This window comes from Rhodococcus sp. BP-316 (assembly GCF_019836105.1).
Taxonomy (GTDB): Bacteria; Actinomycetota; Actinomycetes; order Mycobacteriales; family Mycobacteriaceae; genus Rhodococcoides.
Genome location: NZ_JABUEE010000007.1, coordinates 307920 through 327471, shown reverse-complemented (window position 1 = coordinate 327471; position 19552 = coordinate 307920). Strand labels below are relative to the sequence as shown.

The 19552-nt window shown below is 69.0% G+C and carries 17 protein-coding genes and 1 tRNA gene; 6 read left to right on the top strand and 12 right to left on the bottom strand.

Annotated features, from left to right (window positions below):
- Positions 1–65: 65 nt before the first annotated feature.
- Genes HQ312_RS15815 through argS form a run of 3 tightly spaced genes read right to left on the bottom strand, consistent with a single transcriptional unit; the run spans position 66 to position 4482 of the window.
- Entirely contained in the window at positions 66–1418 is a 1353-nt protein-coding gene (locus tag HQ312_RS15815; protein ID WP_155957165.1) for a homoserine dehydrogenase, read from the bottom strand.
- Complete coding sequence (gene lysA / locus HQ312_RS15810) at positions 1415–2833, bottom strand: diaminopimelate decarboxylase (protein WP_222639181.1); 1419 nt, start codon at positions 2831–2833, stop codon at positions 1415–1417. The genes HQ312_RS15815 and lysA overlap by 4 nt, the downstream gene beginning before the upstream one ends.
- Entirely contained in the window at positions 2830–4482 is a 1653-nt protein-coding gene (argS, locus tag HQ312_RS15805) for an arginine--tRNA ligase (protein ID WP_222639180.1), read from the bottom strand. Before argS ends, lysA begins: the two co-directional genes overlap by 4 nt.
- Positions 4483–4639: 157 nt before the next feature.
- Between argS and HQ312_RS15800 the strand changes: the two genes are divergently transcribed.
- The 3 genes from HQ312_RS15800 (at position 4640) to HQ312_RS15790 (ending at position 6358) form a co-directional block, all read left to right on the top strand.
- Positions 4640–5521 carry a DUF3105 domain-containing protein gene (locus tag HQ312_RS15800; RefSeq protein ID WP_027507233.1) on the top strand — a complete coding sequence of 294 codons (882 nt, stop codon included), beginning with the start codon at positions 4640–4642 and terminating at the stop codon, positions 5519–5521.
- 2 nt (positions 5522–5523) lie between these two features.
- A complete protein-coding gene (locus HQ312_RS15795) occupies positions 5524–6225 on the top strand; it encodes a DUF305 domain-containing protein (protein ID WP_222639229.1) in 702 nt (233 codons plus the stop codon).
- 60 nt (positions 6226–6285) lie between these two features.
- Positions 6286–6358, top strand: a tRNA-Arg gene (locus HQ312_RS15790).
- Positions 6359–6385: 27 nt separating this feature from the next.
- On the opposite strand, the gene HQ312_RS15785 is transcribed toward HQ312_RS15790, so the two are convergent.
- Positions 6386–7033 (bottom strand): alpha/beta family hydrolase, encoded by a 648-nt coding sequence (locus tag HQ312_RS15785; RefSeq protein ID WP_222639179.1) that lies wholly within the window; start codon positions 7031–7033, stop codon positions 6386–6388.
- Between the two features lie 69 nt (positions 7034–7102).
- Positions 7103–7918: a hypothetical protein gene (locus HQ312_RS15780; RefSeq protein WP_027507236.1), complete on the bottom strand. Its 816-nt coding sequence runs from the start codon at positions 7916–7918 to the stop codon at positions 7103–7105.
- 221 nt (positions 7919–8139) lie between these two features.
- Here HQ312_RS15780 and HQ312_RS15775 point away from each other — a divergent pair, with 221 nt between their 5' ends.
- On the top strand, positions 8140–8670 hold the full coding sequence (locus HQ312_RS15775; protein ID WP_222639178.1) for a MarR family winged helix-turn-helix transcriptional regulator: 531 nt from the start codon (positions 8140–8142) through the stop codon (positions 8668–8670).
- Positions 8671–8738: 68 nt separating this feature from the next.
- On the opposite strand, the gene HQ312_RS15770 is transcribed toward HQ312_RS15775, so the two are convergent.
- The 7 genes from HQ312_RS15770 to HQ312_RS15740 form a co-directional block, all read right to left on the bottom strand.
- On the bottom strand, positions 8739–9536 hold the full coding sequence (locus HQ312_RS15770) for an enoyl-CoA hydratase (RefSeq protein WP_308123909.1): 798 nt from the start codon (positions 9534–9536) through the stop codon (positions 8739–8741).
- 5 nt (positions 9537–9541) lie between these two features.
- Positions 9542–10435, bottom strand: a complete 894-nt coding sequence (gene mmsB, locus HQ312_RS15765; RefSeq protein WP_222639177.1) for a 3-hydroxyisobutyrate dehydrogenase — start codon at positions 10433–10435, stop codon at positions 9542–9544.
- Positions 10432–11541, bottom strand: a complete 1110-nt coding sequence (locus tag HQ312_RS15760) for an enoyl-CoA hydratase/isomerase family protein (protein WP_037187413.1) — start codon at positions 11539–11541, stop codon at positions 10432–10434. The genes mmsB and HQ312_RS15760 overlap by 4 nt, the downstream gene beginning before the upstream one ends.
- Positions 11538–12677 carry an acyl-CoA dehydrogenase family protein gene (locus HQ312_RS15755; protein ID WP_027507241.1) on the bottom strand — a complete coding sequence of 380 codons (1140 nt, stop codon included), beginning with the start codon at positions 12675–12677 and terminating at the stop codon, positions 11538–11540. The genes HQ312_RS15760 and HQ312_RS15755 overlap by 4 nt, the downstream gene beginning before the upstream one ends.
- Before the next feature lie 11 nt (positions 12678–12688).
- Positions 12689–14197, bottom strand: a complete 1509-nt coding sequence (locus HQ312_RS15750; protein ID WP_027507242.1) for a CoA-acylating methylmalonate-semialdehyde dehydrogenase — start codon at positions 14195–14197, stop codon at positions 12689–12691.
- 64 nt (positions 14198–14261) lie between these two features.
- The gene (locus tag HQ312_RS15745; RefSeq protein ID WP_037187418.1) at positions 14262–15023 is read right to left on the bottom strand and encodes an SWIM zinc finger family protein; all 762 of its coding nucleotides are present in this window, start codon (positions 15021–15023) and stop codon (positions 14262–14264) included.
- Positions 15023–17878, bottom strand: a complete 2856-nt coding sequence (locus tag HQ312_RS15740; protein ID WP_222639176.1) for a DEAD/DEAH box helicase — start codon at positions 17876–17878, stop codon at positions 15023–15025. Before HQ312_RS15740 ends, HQ312_RS15745 begins: the two co-directional genes overlap by 1 nt.
- Positions 17879–18011: 133 nt before the next feature.
- On the opposite strand from HQ312_RS15740, the gene HQ312_RS15735 reads away from it, so the two are divergent.
- Together HQ312_RS15735 and HQ312_RS15730 are read left to right on the top strand one after the other, a co-directional pair.
- On the top strand, positions 18012–18677 hold the full coding sequence (locus HQ312_RS15735; protein WP_056448586.1) for an HNH endonuclease family protein: 666 nt from the start codon (positions 18012–18014) through the stop codon (positions 18675–18677).
- 46 nt (positions 18678–18723) lie between these two features.
- Positions 18724–19542, top strand: a complete 819-nt coding sequence (locus HQ312_RS15730; RefSeq protein WP_222639175.1) for a shikimate 5-dehydrogenase — start codon at positions 18724–18726, stop codon at positions 19540–19542.
- Positions 19543–19552 lie beyond the last annotated feature (10 nt).

Genomic DNA, 19552 nt, shown 5'->3' with positions numbered 1-19552 from the left:
CTCGGTAGCAGCCGGGTTCACCGACGACCCTGGCGCCACAGTCGATCCCGCGATCGAGATCCCGATCATTCGGACGTTCCCTCGAGTCGGAGAACGCTGGTGACGGCGGTGACGATGTCGAGTTCCTTCAGCGCGTCCACGGTGGCCGCCAGAGCCGAGTCCTTGGCGCGGTGCGTGACGACGACGAGACGGGCATGCTTGCTCGCGCCCTCCTGGCGCACCGTGGAGATGCTGACGTCGTTCTTGGCGAACTCGGCCGCGACGGCGGAGAGCACTCCGGCGCGATCCGCGACCTGCATGTTGACGTGGTACCGCGTGGGGGTGTCCCCCATGGGCGCGACGGGGAGCTTGGCGTACGTCGACTCCCCGGGTCCACGGCCGCCGTAGAACTTGTTGCGCGCCGCCATCACCAGGTCGCCCATGACGGCGGACGCGGTGGGAGCGCCGCCCGCACCCTGGCCGTAGAACATGAGCCGTCCCGCGGCCTCGGCTTCGACCACGACGGCGTTGAAGGCACCCGACACCGAGGCGAGCGGGTGCGACAGCGGTACGAGCGACGGGTAGACGCGGACGGAGATGCGGTCGTTGCCGTCGTCGTCACTCACACGCTCGCACAGCGCGAGAAGCTTGACGGTGCAGTCGAACGCACGCGCGGTGGCGATGTCCGCCGCGGTGATCGAGGAGATCCCTTCGCGGTGTACGTCGGCCGAGGTGACCCGCGTGTGGAACGCGAGCGAGGCCAGGATGGCGGCCTTCGCCGCAGCATCGAAGCCCTCGACGTCGGCCGTCGGATCCGCCTCCGCGTATCCCAGCCGTCCCGCCTCCGCGAGCGTGTCCGCGTAGTCCGCACCCGTCTCGTCCATGGCCGAGAGGATGAAGTTCGTCGTGCCGTTGACGATGCCGATGACACGGTTCACCCGGTCGCCGGCGAGAGACTGCATCAGCGGCCGGACCACCGGAATGGCCCCTGCCACAGCGGCTTCGAAGTACAAGTCGGCGCGGTGGCTCTCGGCGGCGTCGGCCAACTCACCGGTGTACTCGGCGAGGAGTGCCTTGTTGGCCGTGACGACCGACTTGCCGGCGTTGAGCGCGGCGAGGATCAGTTCGCGGGCCGGCTCGATGCCGCCGAGCACCTCGACCACCAGGTCGACGTCGTCGCGCGCGACGAGTGCGCGCACGTCGGTGGTCAGCAGGTCGGGGTCGATGCCGCGGTCCTTGCCGATGTCGCGCACCGCGACTCCCCGCAGCACGAGCGGCGCACCGACGCGGGCGGTGAGATCGGTGGCGTGATCGAGCAGGATGCGCACGACCTCGCTGCCGACGTTCCCCATACCGAGGACGGCGACGCCGATCGGCTTGTCCACGGGACTGACGAAGGCCGCGGCCTCCGACGACACTGACGATTCTGGAGCGGTCACCGGTCTACCTCCAAGCTGAGCAGGTCGTCGAACGTTTCGCGGCGGAGTACCAGCCGCGCTTGCCCGTCCCGCACGGCGACGACGGCCGGACGGGGCAGAAGGTTGTACCGGGACGACATCGAGTAGCAGTACGCACCCGTCGCGCCCACGGTGAACAGGTCACCGGGACCGAGATCCTCGGGCTGCCACGTGTCACGGATGACGATGTCGCCACTCTCGCAGTGCTTTCCGACGATCCGGGCCAGAACGGCCGGAGCCTCCGACGTACGCGACGCGAGGCGGCCGACGTACTCGGCCTGATAGAGCGAGGTCCGGATGTTGTCGCTCATGCCCCCGTCGACGCTGATGTAGCGGCGCGTGTGGGTGCTGTCGACGGTGACGTCCTTGACGGTGCCCACCTCGTACAGCGTCACGGTGCCGGGTCCCGCGATCGCGCGTCCGGGCTCCACTGCCAGTGTCGGAGTAGGGATCCCGGCGGCCGCCGACTCGGACTCGACGATGTGGGCGAGCTTGGCGGCCAGATCCTGCACGGGAGGCGGGTTGTCCCCCGGCACGTAGTGGATGCCCATGCCGCCGCCGAGATCGACCACGGTGATCTGCGAGGTCTTCTCGGTGCCGAACTCGGCCTTGATGTCGCGCAGCAACCCGATCACGCGGTGAGCCGCGAGCTCGAACCCGTCGACCTCGAAGATCTGGGATCCGATGTGCGAGTGCAGGCCGACGAGGCGCAGATTGTCGGTCTCGAACACCCGACTGACGGCCCGGAGCGCGCTGCCGTCGGACAGGCTGAAGCCGAACTTCTGGTCCTCGTGGGCGGTGGCGATGAACTCGTGCGTGTGTGCCTCGACCCCGACGGTGATGCGGATCAGGACGTCCTGCACCGTTCCCGCCGCGGCAGCGACCTCGTCGAGCCGGTCGATCTCGATCATCGAGTCCAGCACGACGTGCTCGACACCGGCGCGCACTCCCGCCTCCAGTTCGGCCCGTGACTTGTTGTTGCCGTGCATCGCGATCCGGTTCGCCGGGAAGCCCGCGTTCAGTGCGATCGCCAGCTCGCCGCCCGAGCACACGTCGAGGGACAGACCCTCGTCCGCGACCCAGCGAGCGATCTCCCCACACAGGAAGGCCTTGGACGCGTAGTGCACCCGCTCGGGGGCACCGAACGCCTCTGCCATCTCGCGGCAGCGCGACCGGAAATCGTCCTCGTCGATGACGAACAGCGGCGTTCCGTACGTGGCTGCGAGTTCCGTCACCGGAACACTGGCCAGCGTCACGACGCCGTCGTCACCACGAGCTGCGTTGCGGGGGAACACCTTCGGATGAAGGTCCGTGAGTGCCGCGCTGTCCGCCGGACGCTCCGGCATGCCGGGGCCCGACTGCTCGGCGTGCCGCGGCCCGGCGGGATGCGCGCTCACATCTTCTCCGGTGCACTGACACCGAGCATGGCCAGGCCGTTGGCCAGGACCTGCCGAGTGGCGTCGCCCAGGGCGAGCCGCGCTGTGTGGACGGGCATCGGATCCTCGTCTCCTCGGGGAAGTACTCGACACGCTCCGTAGAACCGGTGATAGGCACCCGCCAACTCCTCGAGGTACCGGGCGATCCGGTGGGGTTCGCGCAGCCCCGCCGCACTGGCGACGACGCGCGGGAACTCCCCGACGGTACGGACGAGGTCACCTTCCGCGGCATGGGTCAGCAGCGCGAAGTCGGGATCCGCGGCGGAGACGCCCAGCTCCTCGGCACCGCGGGCGAGAGAACACAACCGGGCGTGGGCGTACTGCACGTAGTACACCGGGTTGTCGTTGCTCCGGCTCGCCCACAGCGCGAGATCGATGTCGATCGACGAGTCGACCGACGACCGCACCATCACGTACCGCGCGGCGTCGATCCCGATGGCCTCCACGAGGTCGTCGAGAGAGATCACCGTGCCCGCACGCTTGCTCATCTTCACGGCGACACCGTCGCGGACGAGGTTGACCATCTGACCGATGAGCACCTCGACGGTCGCCGGATCGTCGCCGAAGGCTGCGGCAGCGGCCTTGAGCCGACCGATGTAGCCGTGGTGGTCCGCGCCGAGCATGTAGATGCACAGGTCGAACCCGCGAGATCGCTTGTCCTGGAAGTACGCGATGTCGCCGGCGATGTACGCGGCGTTGCCGTCGCTCTTGACCACGACGCGATCCTTGTCGTCGCCGTACTCGGTGCTGCGGAGCCACCAGGCCCCGTCCTTCTCGTACAGGTTGCCCGAGGATTTCAGCGTCTCCACAGCGCGCTCGACCGCGCCGGACTCGAAGAGCGAGTTCTCGTGGAAGTACACGTCGAAGTCGGTGCCGAACTCGTGCAGGTCCGACTTGATCTTCGTGAACATCGCGTCGACGCCGAGGGCTCGGAACACCTCCTGCCGCTCGTCGTCGGGCAGACCCATCACGTCCGGTCGCTGCGTGACGACGGCCGCGGCGATCTCGGCGATGTACTCGCCCGCGTAGCCGTCCTCCGGTGCGGGCAGACCCAGCGCCGAGGCGACCAGCGAGCGTGCGAACCGATCGATCTGCGCGCCGTGATCGTTGAAGTAGTACTCGCGGGTGACCGCGGCACCCCGCGAGGTGAGGATGCGCCCCAGGGCGTCGCCCACCGCGGCCCAGCGGGCGCCGCCCAGGTGCACGGGACCCGTGGGGTTCGCCGAGACGAACTCCAGGTTGATCGAGGTCCCGGTGAGCTCGTAGGACCAGCCGTAGCGATCGTTCTCGCGCTGCACGCGCTCCACGATGGCGCCCTGAGCGGACTTCGCGAGCCGGATGTTGAGGAATCCGGGACCGGCCACGTCGACGGCCTCGACAGCGTCGGCACCGGCCAGAGCGTCCGCGAGCCAGGTCGCCAGGTCGCGGGGGCTGACGCCCGCCTTCTTGGCCACCTGCATCGCGACGTTGGTCGCGTAGTCGCCGTGCTCGGGATTGCGCGGGCGGTCCACCGTCACCGTCGCGGGCAACACGGCAGGATCGAGTCCGTGCTCGGTGAGCACGGCCGCTGCGGTGGCATGCAGCAGTTCGGCGAGGTCGGCGGGAGTCACGGGGCCTTATCCTATGGTCTCGCTGCACAGCACCCCGACCGCGGTCACCGGTGGGTCCGACGGGAGCGCTTCAGCGAGGGCTCAGACTCCCTCCGTACAGTGGGGCTGCCTCGAGTAGGCGGCCACTCATCTCCTCGATCGAAAGAGCGCTCCGACCATGCCAAGCGGTTCCGACAAGAAGTCAGCCAAGGCCATCAAGGCTGCCAGCAAGACCGGCACCCGGAACAAGGGTGGTGTCCCCTCCAGCGTGGGATCGGGCAAGCGGCGCCAGATCCCGTGGCTGACGGTGGCGGCATCCGTCGTGGTCATCGCGCTGATCGGCGCCCTGGCCTGGAATCTGGTGCCCAAGTACCAGGACCGCGCCGAGGCGCAGCGCTTCGCTCCCACCGAGGAGAACCAGGACCCGTCGACCGGCATCGACGGCGTGGTCACGCAGGACTATCCCGCTGCGCTGCACGTCACCGGCTCGCAGCGTGTCGCCTACGACCAGTCGCCGCCGTTCGGTGGCCCGCACGACCAGGTGTGGGCCAACTGCATGGGCACGGTCTACCCGGACGGCCTGCGCACCGAGAACGCCGTGCACTCGCTCGAGCACGGCGCCGTCTGGATCGCCTACAACCCGGACGACCTGAGCGAGGACCAGATCTCGACGCTGGCCGCCAAGGTCGAGAACCAGCAGTACATGCTCATGTCCGCCTACCCCGGACTCGACTCCCCGATCTCCCTGCAGTCGTGGGGCCACCAGCTCAAGCTGGACAGTGTCGACGACCCCCGGATCGACCACTTCATCGCCGCACTGCGCCTGAACCGCTACGCCTACCCCGAGGTCGGCGCGAGCTGCTCCACGACGCCGGAGACCTTCGACCAGGACAACCCGCCGCCGTTCGACGGCAGTGCACCGGGCCCCGACGCGGTGCCGATGAGTGGCGAGGGCCTGACCCCCGACGCCTCCGAGACGGGTGCGGGTCAGCTCCCGGGCGGGCTGGGCCTGCCCACCGACGGCCTGCCCACCGACGGCGCGGCAGTGCCCACACCGTGAGCGTGACGACGGAGGAGCGGCCCACGGCGCAGCGGAGTCAGCGGTCGGCGCTGCTGGTCCTGGGCGCGGTGGCCCTGCTCGTCATCGGGTTCGCCGTCGGCTTCCTCGCGCAGACCCCGTTGCGGGACGATCCGGCACCCACACCGGGCGCCGATTCGGTCGACGTCGGGTTCTCGCAGGACATGACCGTGCACCACAACCAGGCGATCGAGATGGCGACCATCGCGCTCAGTGGCGCCTCCGATCCGCTGGTCAAGAATCTCGCGTACGACATCCTCACGACACAGCAGAACCAGGCCGGGCAGATGCAGGGCTGGCTGGCGCTCTGGGACGCCGCTCCGTTGCCGACGGGCGGCTACATGGGCTGGATGACGGAGGACGGCGGACACCCCATGTCCGGCTCGTCGATGTCGTCCATGTCCGGGTCCGGCTCGTCCACCGGTCCCGTGCAGACCATGCCGGGTATGGCGAGCACGCAGGACATGACGGCGCTGCGCGCCGCCACCGGTCCGGCACTGGACGTGCTGTTCCTCCAGTTGATGCTGCGCCACCACGAGGGTGGTCTGCCGATGATGGAGTACGGCGCGGTGCACGCGGAGACGCCCGCGGTGCGCAATCTCGCGCAGACGATGGTGAACACCCAGACCTCGGAGGCTCAGCTGATGACGCAGATGCTCACCGAGAAGGGTGCTGCTCCGCTCTGATCGCGTGATGCGCTACTGTTGGCACCGCCCGAAACGGCACATCGGAGTTCGCTCCGGTGCGCCCCCGTAGCTCAGGGGATAGAGCGTCCGCCTCCGGAGCGGAAGGCCGCAGGTTCGAATCCTGCCGGGGGCACCCATCACTCGCCCGGTGCGAGCACCGTCAGTCGTTCGCCAGGAGAGCCGTCATCACGGCGTCGGCCGTCAGCCGGGCCGTCGGTTTCCTCGCAGGCGCCAGGTCGTGTCCCGCAGCCTCGATCGTCACGATGGTCACCGCTCCCCCGATCCGCGTCGTGTGCTCGCGCAGTTCGTCGCCGGTGGCGAACGGGTCCCGCGAGCCGTGCACGATCACGGTCGGCGCGGCGATGCCCGGGAAGTGCTCGGTCCGCAGGGTGTCCGGCTTCGTCGGCGGGTGCAGCGGATAGGACAGTGCGAGAAGAGCGTCCGCGATGTCGGGGTCCTCGGCGAGGAGCATCGAGGCCTGACGGCCGCCGTACGAGTGACCCCCGACGATCACCGGTCCCCGCGCATCCAGCGCCCGCACCGCGGCGGCGATACCGGCACGATCCGCGGCGGCGCCCGCTCGGTTCGGAGGGCCCTTCGGCCGAGCCTGACGAAACGGGAGATCGATCCGCGCCGTCAGTACCCCACGGTCCGCGAGCTCGGTGGCCACGGCCACCAGAATCGCTGCGTCGCAGTTGCTTCCCGCACCGTGGGCGAGCACGGCCGTCGCGACGGGTGCGCCGGCAGGTTCGTGGACGACGCCGTGGATCCCGTCGGCTCGCCACTCCCGCACCGTTCCCTCCGTCATGCCGCGACCGTAACGCAGAACGGGCACCGACCACAGTGGTCGATGCCCGTTCTTCTCGTGCGTCCGGTGTCAGGGAACCTGAGTGAGCCCCACCGTCGGGAAGAACGCGCAGGTCTTGCCGTCGTGCGAGACCTGGCCGAAGATCGCCGACAGCACGGTGCCCGAGCCCGTGGCGACGGGTGCCAGGCGGACACCGGCGTTGGGGAACTTCGAGAGGTTGTTCGTCAGCAGGTCGCGTCCGATGGAACGGAACGGCTCACCCAGTGGCTCGATGATCTCCGCGAGGACGACGTCGGTGAGTCCACCCATGTCGGCGAAGCCACCCTTCAGCGTGTTGACGTTGAACCACGCCACCTGCATGCCGGACTTGTTCGCACCGTCGTTCACGATGCCGCCGGGCGCCGGAACGAAGGCGTACAGCGTCTCGCCCGGATCGGCGATCGTGGTGTCGATCCCGGGCAGTGTCGGAATGGTGACACCCGGCACCTTCGGCGTGTACGGGCCGGGAGCCGAACCGGCGACCGCGGGCACGATGCCGAGCGGCGCACCCGGGAGCGCGGAGCAGTTGATCGCGGCCGTCGGGTAGAAGAACGGCGTGAGACCGAAGCCGCCGAGCAGTCCGTTCGCAGCGTCCAGCAGCGCCAGCGGGTTCGTACCGGCGGGCTCCGCGACATCGACCGACGGTGCGGCACCCAGCACGGCGCGCGCCGCCTCGAGGGCGACGTCCCCCGGCGCAGCGGATCCCTCGAGAGTGGCCAGCGCCTGCTGGAACGGGTCCGGAGCGGGTGCCGGATCGGCAGAGGCGACGGCCGGAAGCGCGAGCGCTCCGGCGCAGGCGATGGCCAGGGCGGCCACCGTTCGACGAGGCCGACGGAATGTACGCATGCATGCTCCTGAATGGCTCGGGGTCGACGATCTCGGGATCGAGATGCGCGTGCGGTCCCGTGGGAACCGTGTGGTCCGATTCGATCACGGGTTTCGTCAGGTCACGGTCGTCGAGACTGCATTGATACCAAAGTGTCGCATGATGCAGATGTGACGGATGTGGCGATCGACTCGGTCGCGCGCCGAGTCGATCCACCGTGCGAACGTGGGAAGATCGACCCATGTCGTCAGCGCCGAAGCTTCCGCTGGACCCCATCGCGGAAGCTCACCGTCAGTGGATCCGCCACGGATGGTCGGACGCCGCCGACGGCATGGCCGCGGTCACGTCCATCATGCGCGTCCAGCAGATCATGATGGCGCGCGTCGAAGAGGTCCTCAAACCCACGGGGCTGACCTTCGCTCGCTACGAGTTGCTGACCCTGCTCACCTTCACGAAGACCGGCGCCCTGCCGATGGCGAAAGCCAGCGCGCGCCTGCAGGTCCATCCCACCTCGGTGACCAACGCCGTCGACAGGTTGGAGAAGGCGGACCTGGTCACGCGGGTGCCGCACCCCACGGATCGCCGCACCACACTCGTCGAGATCACCGAGGCGGGACGGCAATTGGCGGTCAAGGCGACGGAAGATCTCAACGACCGCGTGTTCGGGCTCCCCGGAGTCGCGGGTGTGGATCTGGACAGACTGGTGTCCATCCTCGCAGGGGTCCGGCGGCGCGCCGGGGACTTCGACGACGAGGACACGTCCGGCTGGTGACAGCAGAGATCCGGTGCCACTCCCCTCGCTCGGCGAGGAGAGTCGCACCGGATCTCGGTACGGCCGGATCAGCGGTGGCGGAACACCGGCTGACGCTTCTCGGTGAACGCGGTCATGCCCTCGGTCTGATCGTCGGTGGCGAACGTCGAGTGGAACAGGCGACGTTCGAACCGAACACCCTCCGCCAGAGTCGATTCGAACGCCCGATTCACGGCTTCCTTCGCCATGACGGCGATGGGAAGCGACTTCGCGGCGATCGTCTCGGCCGTCTCCAGCGCATCGGCGAGCAGATCGGCCGCCGGCACGATCCGCGACACGAGCCCTGCTCGCTCCGCCTCCTCGGCGCCCATCTTGCGACCCGTCAGACACATCTCCATCGCTTTGGCCTTGCCGACGGCACGCGTCAACCGTTGGGAGCCACCGATTCCGGGGATCACCCCCAGAGCGATCTCCGGTTGGCCGAACTGAGCCGTGTCCGCTGCGATCAGGATGTCGCACATCATGGCCAGCTCGCAACCCCCACCGAGGGCGTAACCCGCCACGGCGGCGATGGTCGGTGTGCGCACTGAGGCGAACGCGTCCCACTCGGAGAAGAAGTCCTGCGTGTAGACCTCCATGTAGGTCTTGGACTGCATCTCCTTGATGTCGGCACCGGCCGCGAACGCCTTCTCGGAACCGGTCACCACGATCGCCCCGATCGCCGAATCACGATCGAACGCCACGGCAGCCTCGACCACCTCGGTCATCAGCTGAGAGTTCAACGCGTTCAGCGCCTTCGGCCGGTTCAGCGTGATGACGCCGACGCGGCCCCTGGTCTCGACCGTGATCGTCTCGAACTGCTGCGTCTCCACTGTCGGCGTCCCGATGTCGCTCACGCGGTACCGCCCGAACGCTCACGGATGTCCTGCACGATGCCGGAGAAGTCCCTGTCCCCGTGCTCGGCGGCGTACGCCTCGTACATCGCCGAGGCCAGCATGCCCAGCTGCGCCTCGACACCGTTGGCGCGCACGGCCTCCGACACGAGACCCAGATCCTTGCGCATCAACGCGGCGGCGAATCCCGGCGTGTAGTCGTTGTTCGCGGGACTCGTCGGCACCGGCCCCGGAACGGGACAGTTGGTGGTCAACGCCCAGCACTGTCCCGATGCCGTGCTGGCGACGTCGAACAGTGCCTGATTGGTCAGCCCCAGCTTCTCCCCGAGCACGAAGGCCTCGCTGACGGCGATCATGGAGACCCCGAGAATCATGTTGTTGCACAGCTTGGCCGCCTGGCCGTTGCCGCTCTGTCCGCAGTGCACGATCTTGCGACCCATGATCTCGAGCAGCGGATTCGCCTCGGCGACGGCAGCGTCGTCGCCCCCGACCATGAACGTCAGCGTGCCCGCGGTGGCTCCACCGACGCCGCCCGAGACGGGAGCGTCGACGGCGCGGTGGCCCGCGGCCAGCGCGACGTCGGCCGCCGTACGGGCATCGGCCACGTCGATGGTCGAGGAGTCGATGAACAGCGTGCCGGCGCCGGCAGCGGGGACGACGTCGGCATAGCAGTCGAGGACGTGCTTGCCACTGGGCAACATCGTCACCACCACCGAGGCACCCGCCACGGCGTCGGCGGCCGACTCGGCGACCGTGATGCCCTTCTCCCGCGCCTGGTCGAGCGAGGCGGGAACGAGGTCGAAGCCTCGGACGTCGTGGCCGGCCGCGGCGAGGTTGGCCGCCATCGGCCCGCCCATGTGCCCCAGCCCCAGGAAGGCGATCACGGTGCTCACGATTGTGGTCCTTTCGAGACGGAGTCCGCCGCAGCGGATGTCAGACCCAACTCGGCGTCGCCGAGCGGTGCGAAGAAACGATCGACGTCGGAGGTGGTGACGTCGTCGAGATGGGCAGGCCGCCAGCGCGGTCGACGATCCTTGTCCACCACCTGCGCGCGGATGCCCTCGACGAGGTCGGGGCTGTCCAGGCAGGCGATGGACACGCGGTACTCGTCGTCGAGGACCTCGTCCAGCGACGAGGCCGCGGCCGCGCGGCGCAGTGAGCGGAGCGTGACCGCCACCGACGTGGGGGACTTCGCCTCGATCGCGTCGGCCGCAGCGACGGCCTCGTCACGGCCGTCGGCACGTAACCGAGCGACGATGCTCGCCGCGTCGTCGCCCGTGTAGGCCGCGTCGATCCACTCACGCTGCGCCGCCAGAGCCGACTCGGGAACGGGCGAGACGAGCGACAGGGCGGTGTCGACGGTGCCCGTGTGCAGGGCCTCGACGAACGCCGGCAGATCCTCGGTGGGCACGAAGTGATCGGCGAATCCGGCAGCGACGGCGTCGCCCGCCGTCATGCGCGCGGTGGTCAACGCGAGGTGGGTGCCGATCTCGCCGGGCGTCCGGGCGAGGAGATACGTCCCGCCGACGTCCGGAACGAAGCCGATGCCGACCTCGGGCATCGCGACCTTCGACTTCTCCGTCACGATGCGGACCGTCGCGTGAGCGGAGATACCCACTCCGCCGCCCATCACCGCACCGTCCATCAGAGCGACGATCGGCTTGCCGTACCGGTTGATCCGCGAGTTCATGACGTACTCGTCCCGCCAGAACTGAGCGGTGGCGGACCCCGTCGGCCAGTTCTCGCCCGCCTTCGCCTTCGCGTCGTCGTGGATCGCGACGATGTCGCCGCCGGCGCACAGTCCGCGCTCACCGTTGCCGGTGATCAGCACGGCGCGCACCGACGGGTCGTCCTCCCACCGCACGAGAGCCGCGTCGATGTCGCGCACCATCGCGTGGCTGAGCGCGTTGATCGCGCGCGGCCGGTTCAGGGTGACCGTGGCGACCCCGCGGTCGACCGTCAGCAGGACGTCGGAGTTCTCCGCGGCGGTGTCGCTCACGCGGCACCCACCACCGATCGGGCGATGACGATTCGCATGACCTCGTTCGTTCCTTCCAGGATCTGGTGCACTCGGAGATCGCGGACGATCTTCTCCAGACCGTACTCACTGAGATAGCCGTAGCCACCGAGCAACTGGAGCGCGTCGTTGGCCACGGTGAACCCCACGTCGGTGGTGAACTTCTTCGCCATCGCACACAGCTGCACCTTGTCGGGAGCATCGGCGTCGAGAGCACTCGCGGCCCGCAGGAGCAGGACCCGGGCCGCCTCGAGATCTGTCCGCATGTCGGCCAGGCGGAACTGCAGTGCCTGCGCGTCGAGCAGCCGTGATCCGAACGCACGACGGTCGGCGAGGTAGGACACCGCGGCGTCGAACGCCGCCGTCGCGCCGCCCAGCGAGCAGGCCGCGATGTTGATGCGACCGCCGTTGAGACCGTTCATCGCGATGCGGAACCCGTTGCCCTCGCCGCCGAGCAGATTCTCGGCCGGCACCGTGACGTCCTCCAGGATCACCTGGCGGGTGGGCTGCGCGTTCCAGCCCATCTTGGCCTCGTTGGCGCCGAACGACAGTCCCGGCGTGTCCTTCTCGACGACGAACGCGGAGATGCCGGACGGGCCGGGCCCGCCGGTGCGTGCCATGACGACGTAGACGGCGGACTCGCCGGCACCCGAGATGAACTGTTTCACGCCGTTCAGGACGTAGGTGTCCCCGTCGCGCACCGCCTTGGTCGACAGCGCGGCCGCGTCGGATCCGGCGCCCGGTTCGGTGAGGCAGTAGCTGCCCAGGGTCTCCATCGAGCACAGAGCCGGAAGCCACTGTCGCCGTTGATCGTCGGAGCCGTAGGTGTCGATCATCCACGCCACCATGTTGTGGATCGACAGGTACGCGGCGATCGACGGATCACCTGCGGCGAGCTTCTCGAAGATCCGCACGGCGTCGACGCGGCGCAGACCGGAGCCGCCGACGTCCTCGGCGATGTAGATCCCGCCCATACCGAGTGCGGCGGCCTTGCGCAGGACGTCGACCGGGAAGTGCTTGGTCCGGTCCCACTCCACGGCGTTCGGAGCGAGGAACTCCGCGGCGAAATCCGCTGCCGTCTCGCTGATCGCGCGCTCGTCCTCGTCGAGCGCGAAGATGTCCGCCACCGTCAGTCCATCGTCGGGATGACGAAGTGGTTCTGCGCCACAGCTTCCTTGCGGCCGCTGGGCCACCGCTGGGTGACCGTCTTGGTCTTGGTGTAGAACCGCACCGAATCCGGGCCGTGCTGATTGAGGTCGCCGAATCCGGACCGCTTCCAGCCACCGAAGGTGTGGTACGCGATCGGCACCGGAATGGGAACGTTGACGCCGACCATGCCGACGTTCACCCGCGCGGTGAAGTCGCGCGCCGTGTCACCGTCGCGCGTGAAGATCGCGACACCGTTGCCGTACTCGTGAGCCGACGGCAGGCGCAGAGCCTCCTCGTAGTCGGCCGCACGCACGATCTGCAGCACCGGTCCGAAGATCTCCTCCTTGTAGATGCGCATGTCCGTCGTCACCTTGTCGAACAGCGTTGCACCGGTGAAGAACCCGTTCTCGTGGCCGGCAAGGGAGAAGCCTCGGCCGTCGACCACCAGGTCCGCACCCTCGTCGACACCGATCTGCACGTAGTCCGTGACGCGCTGGACGGCCTCGGCCGTGATGAGCGGTCCGAAGTCGCTGCCCGCGTCGTCGCTGCGTCCGACGCTGAGCTTCTCGACGCGCTCGACCAGCTTGGCGCGCAGGGCCTCCGCGGTCTCCTCGCCGACGGGAACGGCCACGGAGATGGCCATGCAGCGCTCACCCGCACTGCCGTAGCCGGCACCGATCAGCGCATCGGCCACCTCGTCGAGGTCGGCGTCGGGCATGACGATGGCGTGGTTCTTCGCTCCGCCGAAGCACTGGGCGCGCTTGCCGTGCGCCGCCGCCGTCTCGTAGATGTACTGGGCGATGGGCGTGGAGCCGACGAAGCCCACCGCACTGACGCGGGGGTCGGTCAGGATCGCGTCGACTGCTTCCTTGTCACCGTTGACGACGTTGAAGATTCCGGGAGGGCCACCGGCCTCGAGGAAGAGTTCGGCCAACCGCAGCGGCACGGAGGGGTCCCGCTCGGACGGCTTGAGGATGAACGCGTTGCCGCAGGCGATGGCGGGCGCGGCCTTCCACAGCGGGATCATCGCGGGGAAGTTGAACGGGGTGATACCGGAGACGACACCGAGAGGCTGACGCATCGAGTACACGTCGATACCCGTTCCGGCACTCGCCGTGAACTCACCCTTGAGCAGATGCGGGATGCCGGTGGCGAACTCGACGACCTCGAGTCCGCGCTGGATGTCGCCCTTGGCATCGGCCACGGTCTTGCCGTGCTCGGACGAGAGCAACTGGGCGAGCGGCTCCATGTTCTCGTTGATCAGGGCCAGGAAGCGCATCAGGACGCGGGCACGCTTCTGCGGGTTCTGCAGCGCCCACTCGACCTGCGCCTCCTCGGCGTTCGCCACGGCCGCCTCGACCTCCGCCGTACTGGCGAGCGGAACGCGGGCCTGCACCTCGCCGGTGTTCGGGTCGAAGACGTCGGCGAAACGGCCCGACTCCCCCGCCACGTGCTGTCCACCGATGTAGTGCGTCAGTTCTCGGGTCACGGATCCACCTTCGTCGTCGTTGAGTGAGGTGATCCTATAGTCGGACGTCCACGTATGTCCAGGATCACGCCCCGCCCATCCGCCGATAGAGCGCATCGAGCTCCGCCATCGCGGACCGCACCCCGCGCTCGTCGACGTCCGCAGTCCGCAACGCGATGCGCAGCAACGACGCCTCGAGATCGTCCGACGCCGGCGAGAACAGCGGGTCCGGCAGCGCCGGCAGCGTCGTCGCGTCACCGAAGTGATCGTCCGGATCGACCGTCGCCTCCGCGTCCTCGACGAACCCGACCAGGGCATCGAGGTCGACTCCGCGCAGCGCCAGCAGGCGGGTCGGGTCCTCGTCGATCCGCTCCGCGGCGAGATACGTCAGCGCCGCGGCGTGCTTGCAGGGCCACCCGCTGTCGGGACAGGTGCAGTCGAAATCGAGCTGCGACGCACTCGACAGCAGCAGCCGCGGCCCCAGCGCCCGCGGAACAGAGCCGGAGGCGAGCTCGGTCAGCATGCCGGGCGACTCCTGCACGTCGGACATCAGCGCGTCCATGTCGAACGGATCCAGGACAGCGATGCTCACGGACGCCGAGAACGGCTCCACCTGACTGCCCTGGACGTCGCCGTCGATCCGCCCCGGCCGGAGTTCGAGGGAGATCACCTGCCCGCCGCGGGCGTACGTCCGTCCGCGTGAGAGCCGCCCGGCGTCGGCGATCGACTCGATGGTCTCCACGAACTGCTTGCCCCACCACGTGCGACCGAAGGCGCCCCGAGAGGTCTTCGCCGCGATGCCGTCCGGGATCCGCCGCCGGGGGCCGAACTGGTCGAACTGCGCCATCAGTCGCCCACCGCGTCCTCGGAGAGCGTGAGCAGATCGCGCAACTCCCCCGTCGACAACTCGGTGATCCAACTCTCGCCGGAGCCCACCGCGAGATCGGCCAGATCCTTCTTCGTGGTGAGCATGGTGTCGATGCGCTCCTCCACGGTGCCGACGCACAACAACTTGCGCACCTGGACGTCCTTGCGCTGGCCGATGCGGAACGCGCGATCCGTCGCCTGGTTCTCCGCCGCCGGATTCCACCACCGGTCCAGGTGCACCACGTGATTGGCGGCCGTCAGGTTGAGGCCGGTGCCACCCGCCTTGAGCGAGAGCACCATGATCGGAGGACCGCCGGCGGACTGGAACTCCTCGACCATCGCGTCCCGTCGGCCCTTGCTCACACCACCGTGCAGGAACGGGACGGGAACGCCGAACCGGCGTTCGAGGTACGGCGCCACCATCGAGCCGAACGCCGTGAACTGGGTGAACAACAACGCCTTCTCGCCGTCGCCGAGGACCGAGTCGAGGATGTCGTCCACGAGTGCGAGTTTGCCGGAGCGGTGTTTGCCACGACGTAACACCGTCGACCCGTCGTCGAGGAAGTGCGCAGGGTGGTTGCACACCTGCTTGAGCCGGGTCAGTGCGCCGAGCACCGCACCCTTGCGCGCCATGCCCTCGCTCTCGGCGATCTGTCGCATCATCTCGTCGACGACGGCCTGGTACAGGCTCGCCTGCTCGGCGGTGAGGTTCGAGCGCACGGTCATCTCGAACTTGTCGGGCAGATCCGCGATGACCGTCTTGTCGGTCTTCACCCGTCGCAGAACGAACGGTGAGGTGAGAGAACGCAACCGAGCCACGGCGGTCTCCTCCTTCTCGCGTTCGATCGGGATCGCGAAGCGCGCCCGGAACGTGGCGGGGGTGCCCAGGATTCCAGGGTTGCAGAAGTCGAAGATGGACCGCAGCTCGTCCAGCCGGTTCTCCACGGGCGTGCCCGTCAGCGCGATCCGGTGTGCCGCGGGAATCGCCCGCGCCGCGCGGGCCTGCGCCGTGCTGCTGTTCTTGACGTGCTGGGCCTCGTCGAGCACCACCCGTCGCCAGGTCTGCGCCGACAGTTCGCCCACGTCGCGGGCCAACAATGCGTACGTCGTGACCACCAGATCGTGCGAGCGCACCGCAGCCGTCAGGTCGTCCCCCGTCGCGCGATCCGGCCCGTGGTGCACCAGCACGCGCAGGGTCGGCACGAACCTCGCCGCCTCGCGCTGCCAGTTGCCCACCACCGACATGGGCGCGACGAGCAACGTCGGTGTCACCGATCGCTCGTGCGCCAGGAGAACCAGCAGCTGCAGCGTCTTTCCCAACCCCATGTCGTCGGCCAGTACCGCCCCGAGGCCGGCCGAACTCATGAAGGCGAGCCACTCCACACCGCGCTGCTGATACGGCCGCAGCGTCGCGTGCACCGAGTCGGGCACCTCCACCGGTTCCGGCCGGCGGTCCGGGTCGAGCAACTTCTGCGCCCAGCCGGTGGCCTCGATCCGCTCGACGGGAACCGGCGGCGGTTTCTCGGCGGACAACTGCCCCAGCACGTCGGCGAGCGGCAGGGCGCGGTCCCGGTTCTGCTTCTTCACGTACTCGATCGCGCGGCTCAGGGCGGTTCCGTCGGCCTGCACCCAGGTGCCGCGCAGTCGCACCAGGTCGCCCTTCGTCGACGCGAGCCGGGTCATCTCCTCCGGCGTCAGTTCCATGTCGCCGATGGCCAGTTGCCAGTCGTACGAGACGATCTCGTCCAACCCCACCGCCCGGTTCTCCGCGGTGGGCGACGGCGGCGAGTCGACCTTCAGCCGCAACGACGCGTCGAGGCGACTCCACGCCCGCGGAAGCAGCACCCCGACCGACACGGCACGCAGCTTCTCGACCCCGTGCAGCACGAAGTCGGTCACCGCCGCCGTGGGCAGCAGCATGTCGAGCGAGCCGGTGTCCGTCGCCATCGAGCGCAGCGGCTCGTACGCGGCCATCGCCTCGCCGAGCTTCGCCACCGCGACCCGGAACAGTTCCGCGTCGCGCACACCCGGCGCTCCGCCACCGTGTGCACCGGGCGCGCCGCCGCGGTGCACCACCACCGGCGTCGGCGCCTCACCGTCCGGACGCAGCAACACCTCGAGCGGCCACAACGGCTCCCCGGTCTCCTCGTCGTCGTCCGGTTCGGTGAGCCGCAGGACCAGCTCGGGCTCGTCGCCGCGCAGGCTCGCCCGCCACTGCTCCAGTGCCGCCTCGGAGCGAGCCGATCCCTCCTCGTACGGCTCCTCCTCGACGAGGGACCACAGGAGCGGATGCTCGACTCCGGGGCGTCCGATGACGCGGCGCACGATCGGATCCGTCACCTCGGCGAGCAGGTCGTCGAGGACGGCGCGCGCACCGCCCTCCGCACTCTGCACCGGCGGCATCGCGGCCGCCAGTTCCGCGCGCCACGCGCGCTGTGGCTCCCCTCCGACCAGTCGCCACCGCAGCCACCACTGCGACTCGAACCGCACCTGCACCGGGACCACTCGCGCGGCACGGACCCACCGCTCCACCCCGGCCACCACGAGGGCGAGATAGCGCAGATCCCCGGAGATCGCGGGATGGCGGGGCGGAACGCGCAACAGCAGTTCCGCTGCGTCCGCCGGCGCCAGCGCGATCGACGGCATCGACACCGCCACGTGTCCGCGCGGCGTCGGCAGGGTGACGTCGGCACGGTGCCGCATCCGTCGGGACATCACCTTGGCCAGGTGAGGCGGGAGCTCCGGCGTGTCGGCCGAGTGACGGTCGCCGCTCGGGGCGTCGTCGTCCTCCCACAACATCAGGCCTCGACCGGGGGTCCAGAGGCCGTGGAGCATGGTGCCATCCAATCACTGCGAGGCCTGTGCAGAACGTCCCGCGTCCTGTCGGACCCACCCGGCATACTCGCTCCTCGTGACCTTCTCCTCGACCCGGCCGACGCGGCGTCTCGCGTCCGCGCTCGTCGCCGCGATGGTCCTGGCCGTCCTCACCGGCTGCTCGACGCTGCTGGGCGCGCCCACTCCCGCACCGGGCAGTCCCCCCGCGACGACGATCGAGTCACTGCTCGCGCAGGTCGCCGTCGTGGACTCCCGGCCCGACGTGCCGGGGTACGAGCGCAGTTGCAAGGCCGGGGACGGATGCGTGTTCGGTCCCGCCTGGACCGACGACTACGACGGCCCGGGTGGACACGACGGCTGCGGCACCCGCGACAACGTGCTGCAGCTCGCGCTCACCGACGTGCAGTTCCGGCCGGGAACCAACGACTGCGTCGTCGTGGCGGGATCGTTGAACGATCCGTTCACGGGATCGGTGCTGCCGTTCAGCAAGCAGAGCGCAGGCGACGTGCAGATCGACCACACCTACCCGCTGGCGGCGGCGTGGGACATGGGCGCATGGCAGTGGCCGCTCGATCAGCGCATCCGTTTCGCCAACGACATCACGTACAACCTCATGGCCGTCTCGGGTGCGGAGAACCAGTCGAAGAGCGACAAGACCCCCTCGGACTGGATGCCTCCCAACGGCGCGTACCACTGCTACTACGCGGGGCGGTTCCTCACGGTGGCCGTCCGGTACGGGCTTCCCGTCACGGTGGCAGACCGGGACGTGCTGACCACGGTGTCGAACTCCTGCCCCTGACTCCGTCCGAACCCGAGCCGTCGCCGGAACCGTTACGCTGCCCGTCATGTCGCGTGTGTTCACCAAAGACACCCAGCTCTGCATGTCGTTGTCGGGGCGGCCCAGCAACATCGGGACCCGGTTCCACAACTATCTCTACGACGAGCTGGATCTGAACTTCGTCTACAAGGCGTTCACCACCACCGACCTCCCCGCGGCCGTCGCCGGAATCCGTGCGCTCGGAATCCGCGGCTGCGGAGTGTCCATGCCGTTCAAGGAGGCGTGCATCGAGCACGTCGACATCATGCACGACTCGGCGTCCGCGATCGACTCGGTGAACACCATCGTCAACGAGGACGGCGTGCTGCACGCCTACAACACGGACTACCAGGCCGTCGCGGACCTCGTCCGGGAGGCCGGTCTCGACCCGTCGTGGTCGGTCGCGGTCACGGGCAGTGGCGGCATGGCCAAGGCCGTCGTCGCCGCGCTGCGGGACACGGGCTTCACCACGGGAACTGTCGTGGCGCGCAACGAGAGAACCGGACCGGCTCTCGCCGGGAAGTACGGCTACGGCTGGTCGGCCACCGCCGACGACGTCTCGGCCGACGTCCTCGTCAACGTGACACCCGTCGGGATGGCCGGCGGTCCGGACTCCGACGCGCTGCCGTTCGCCACCGAGCAGATCGCCGCCGCTCGCGCCGTCGTCGACGTGGTCGCGGTGCCGTCCGAGACACCGCTGATCGTCGCGGCGCGCGCCGCAGGAAAGCCCGTGATCACCGGTGCGCAGGTGGTGGCACTGCAGGCCGCGGAGCAATTCGCGCTGTACACCGGCGTGCGCCTGCGCACCGAGCAGATCCAGCGGGCCTCCGAGTTCAGTCGGCGCTGAGGTCGTTCGA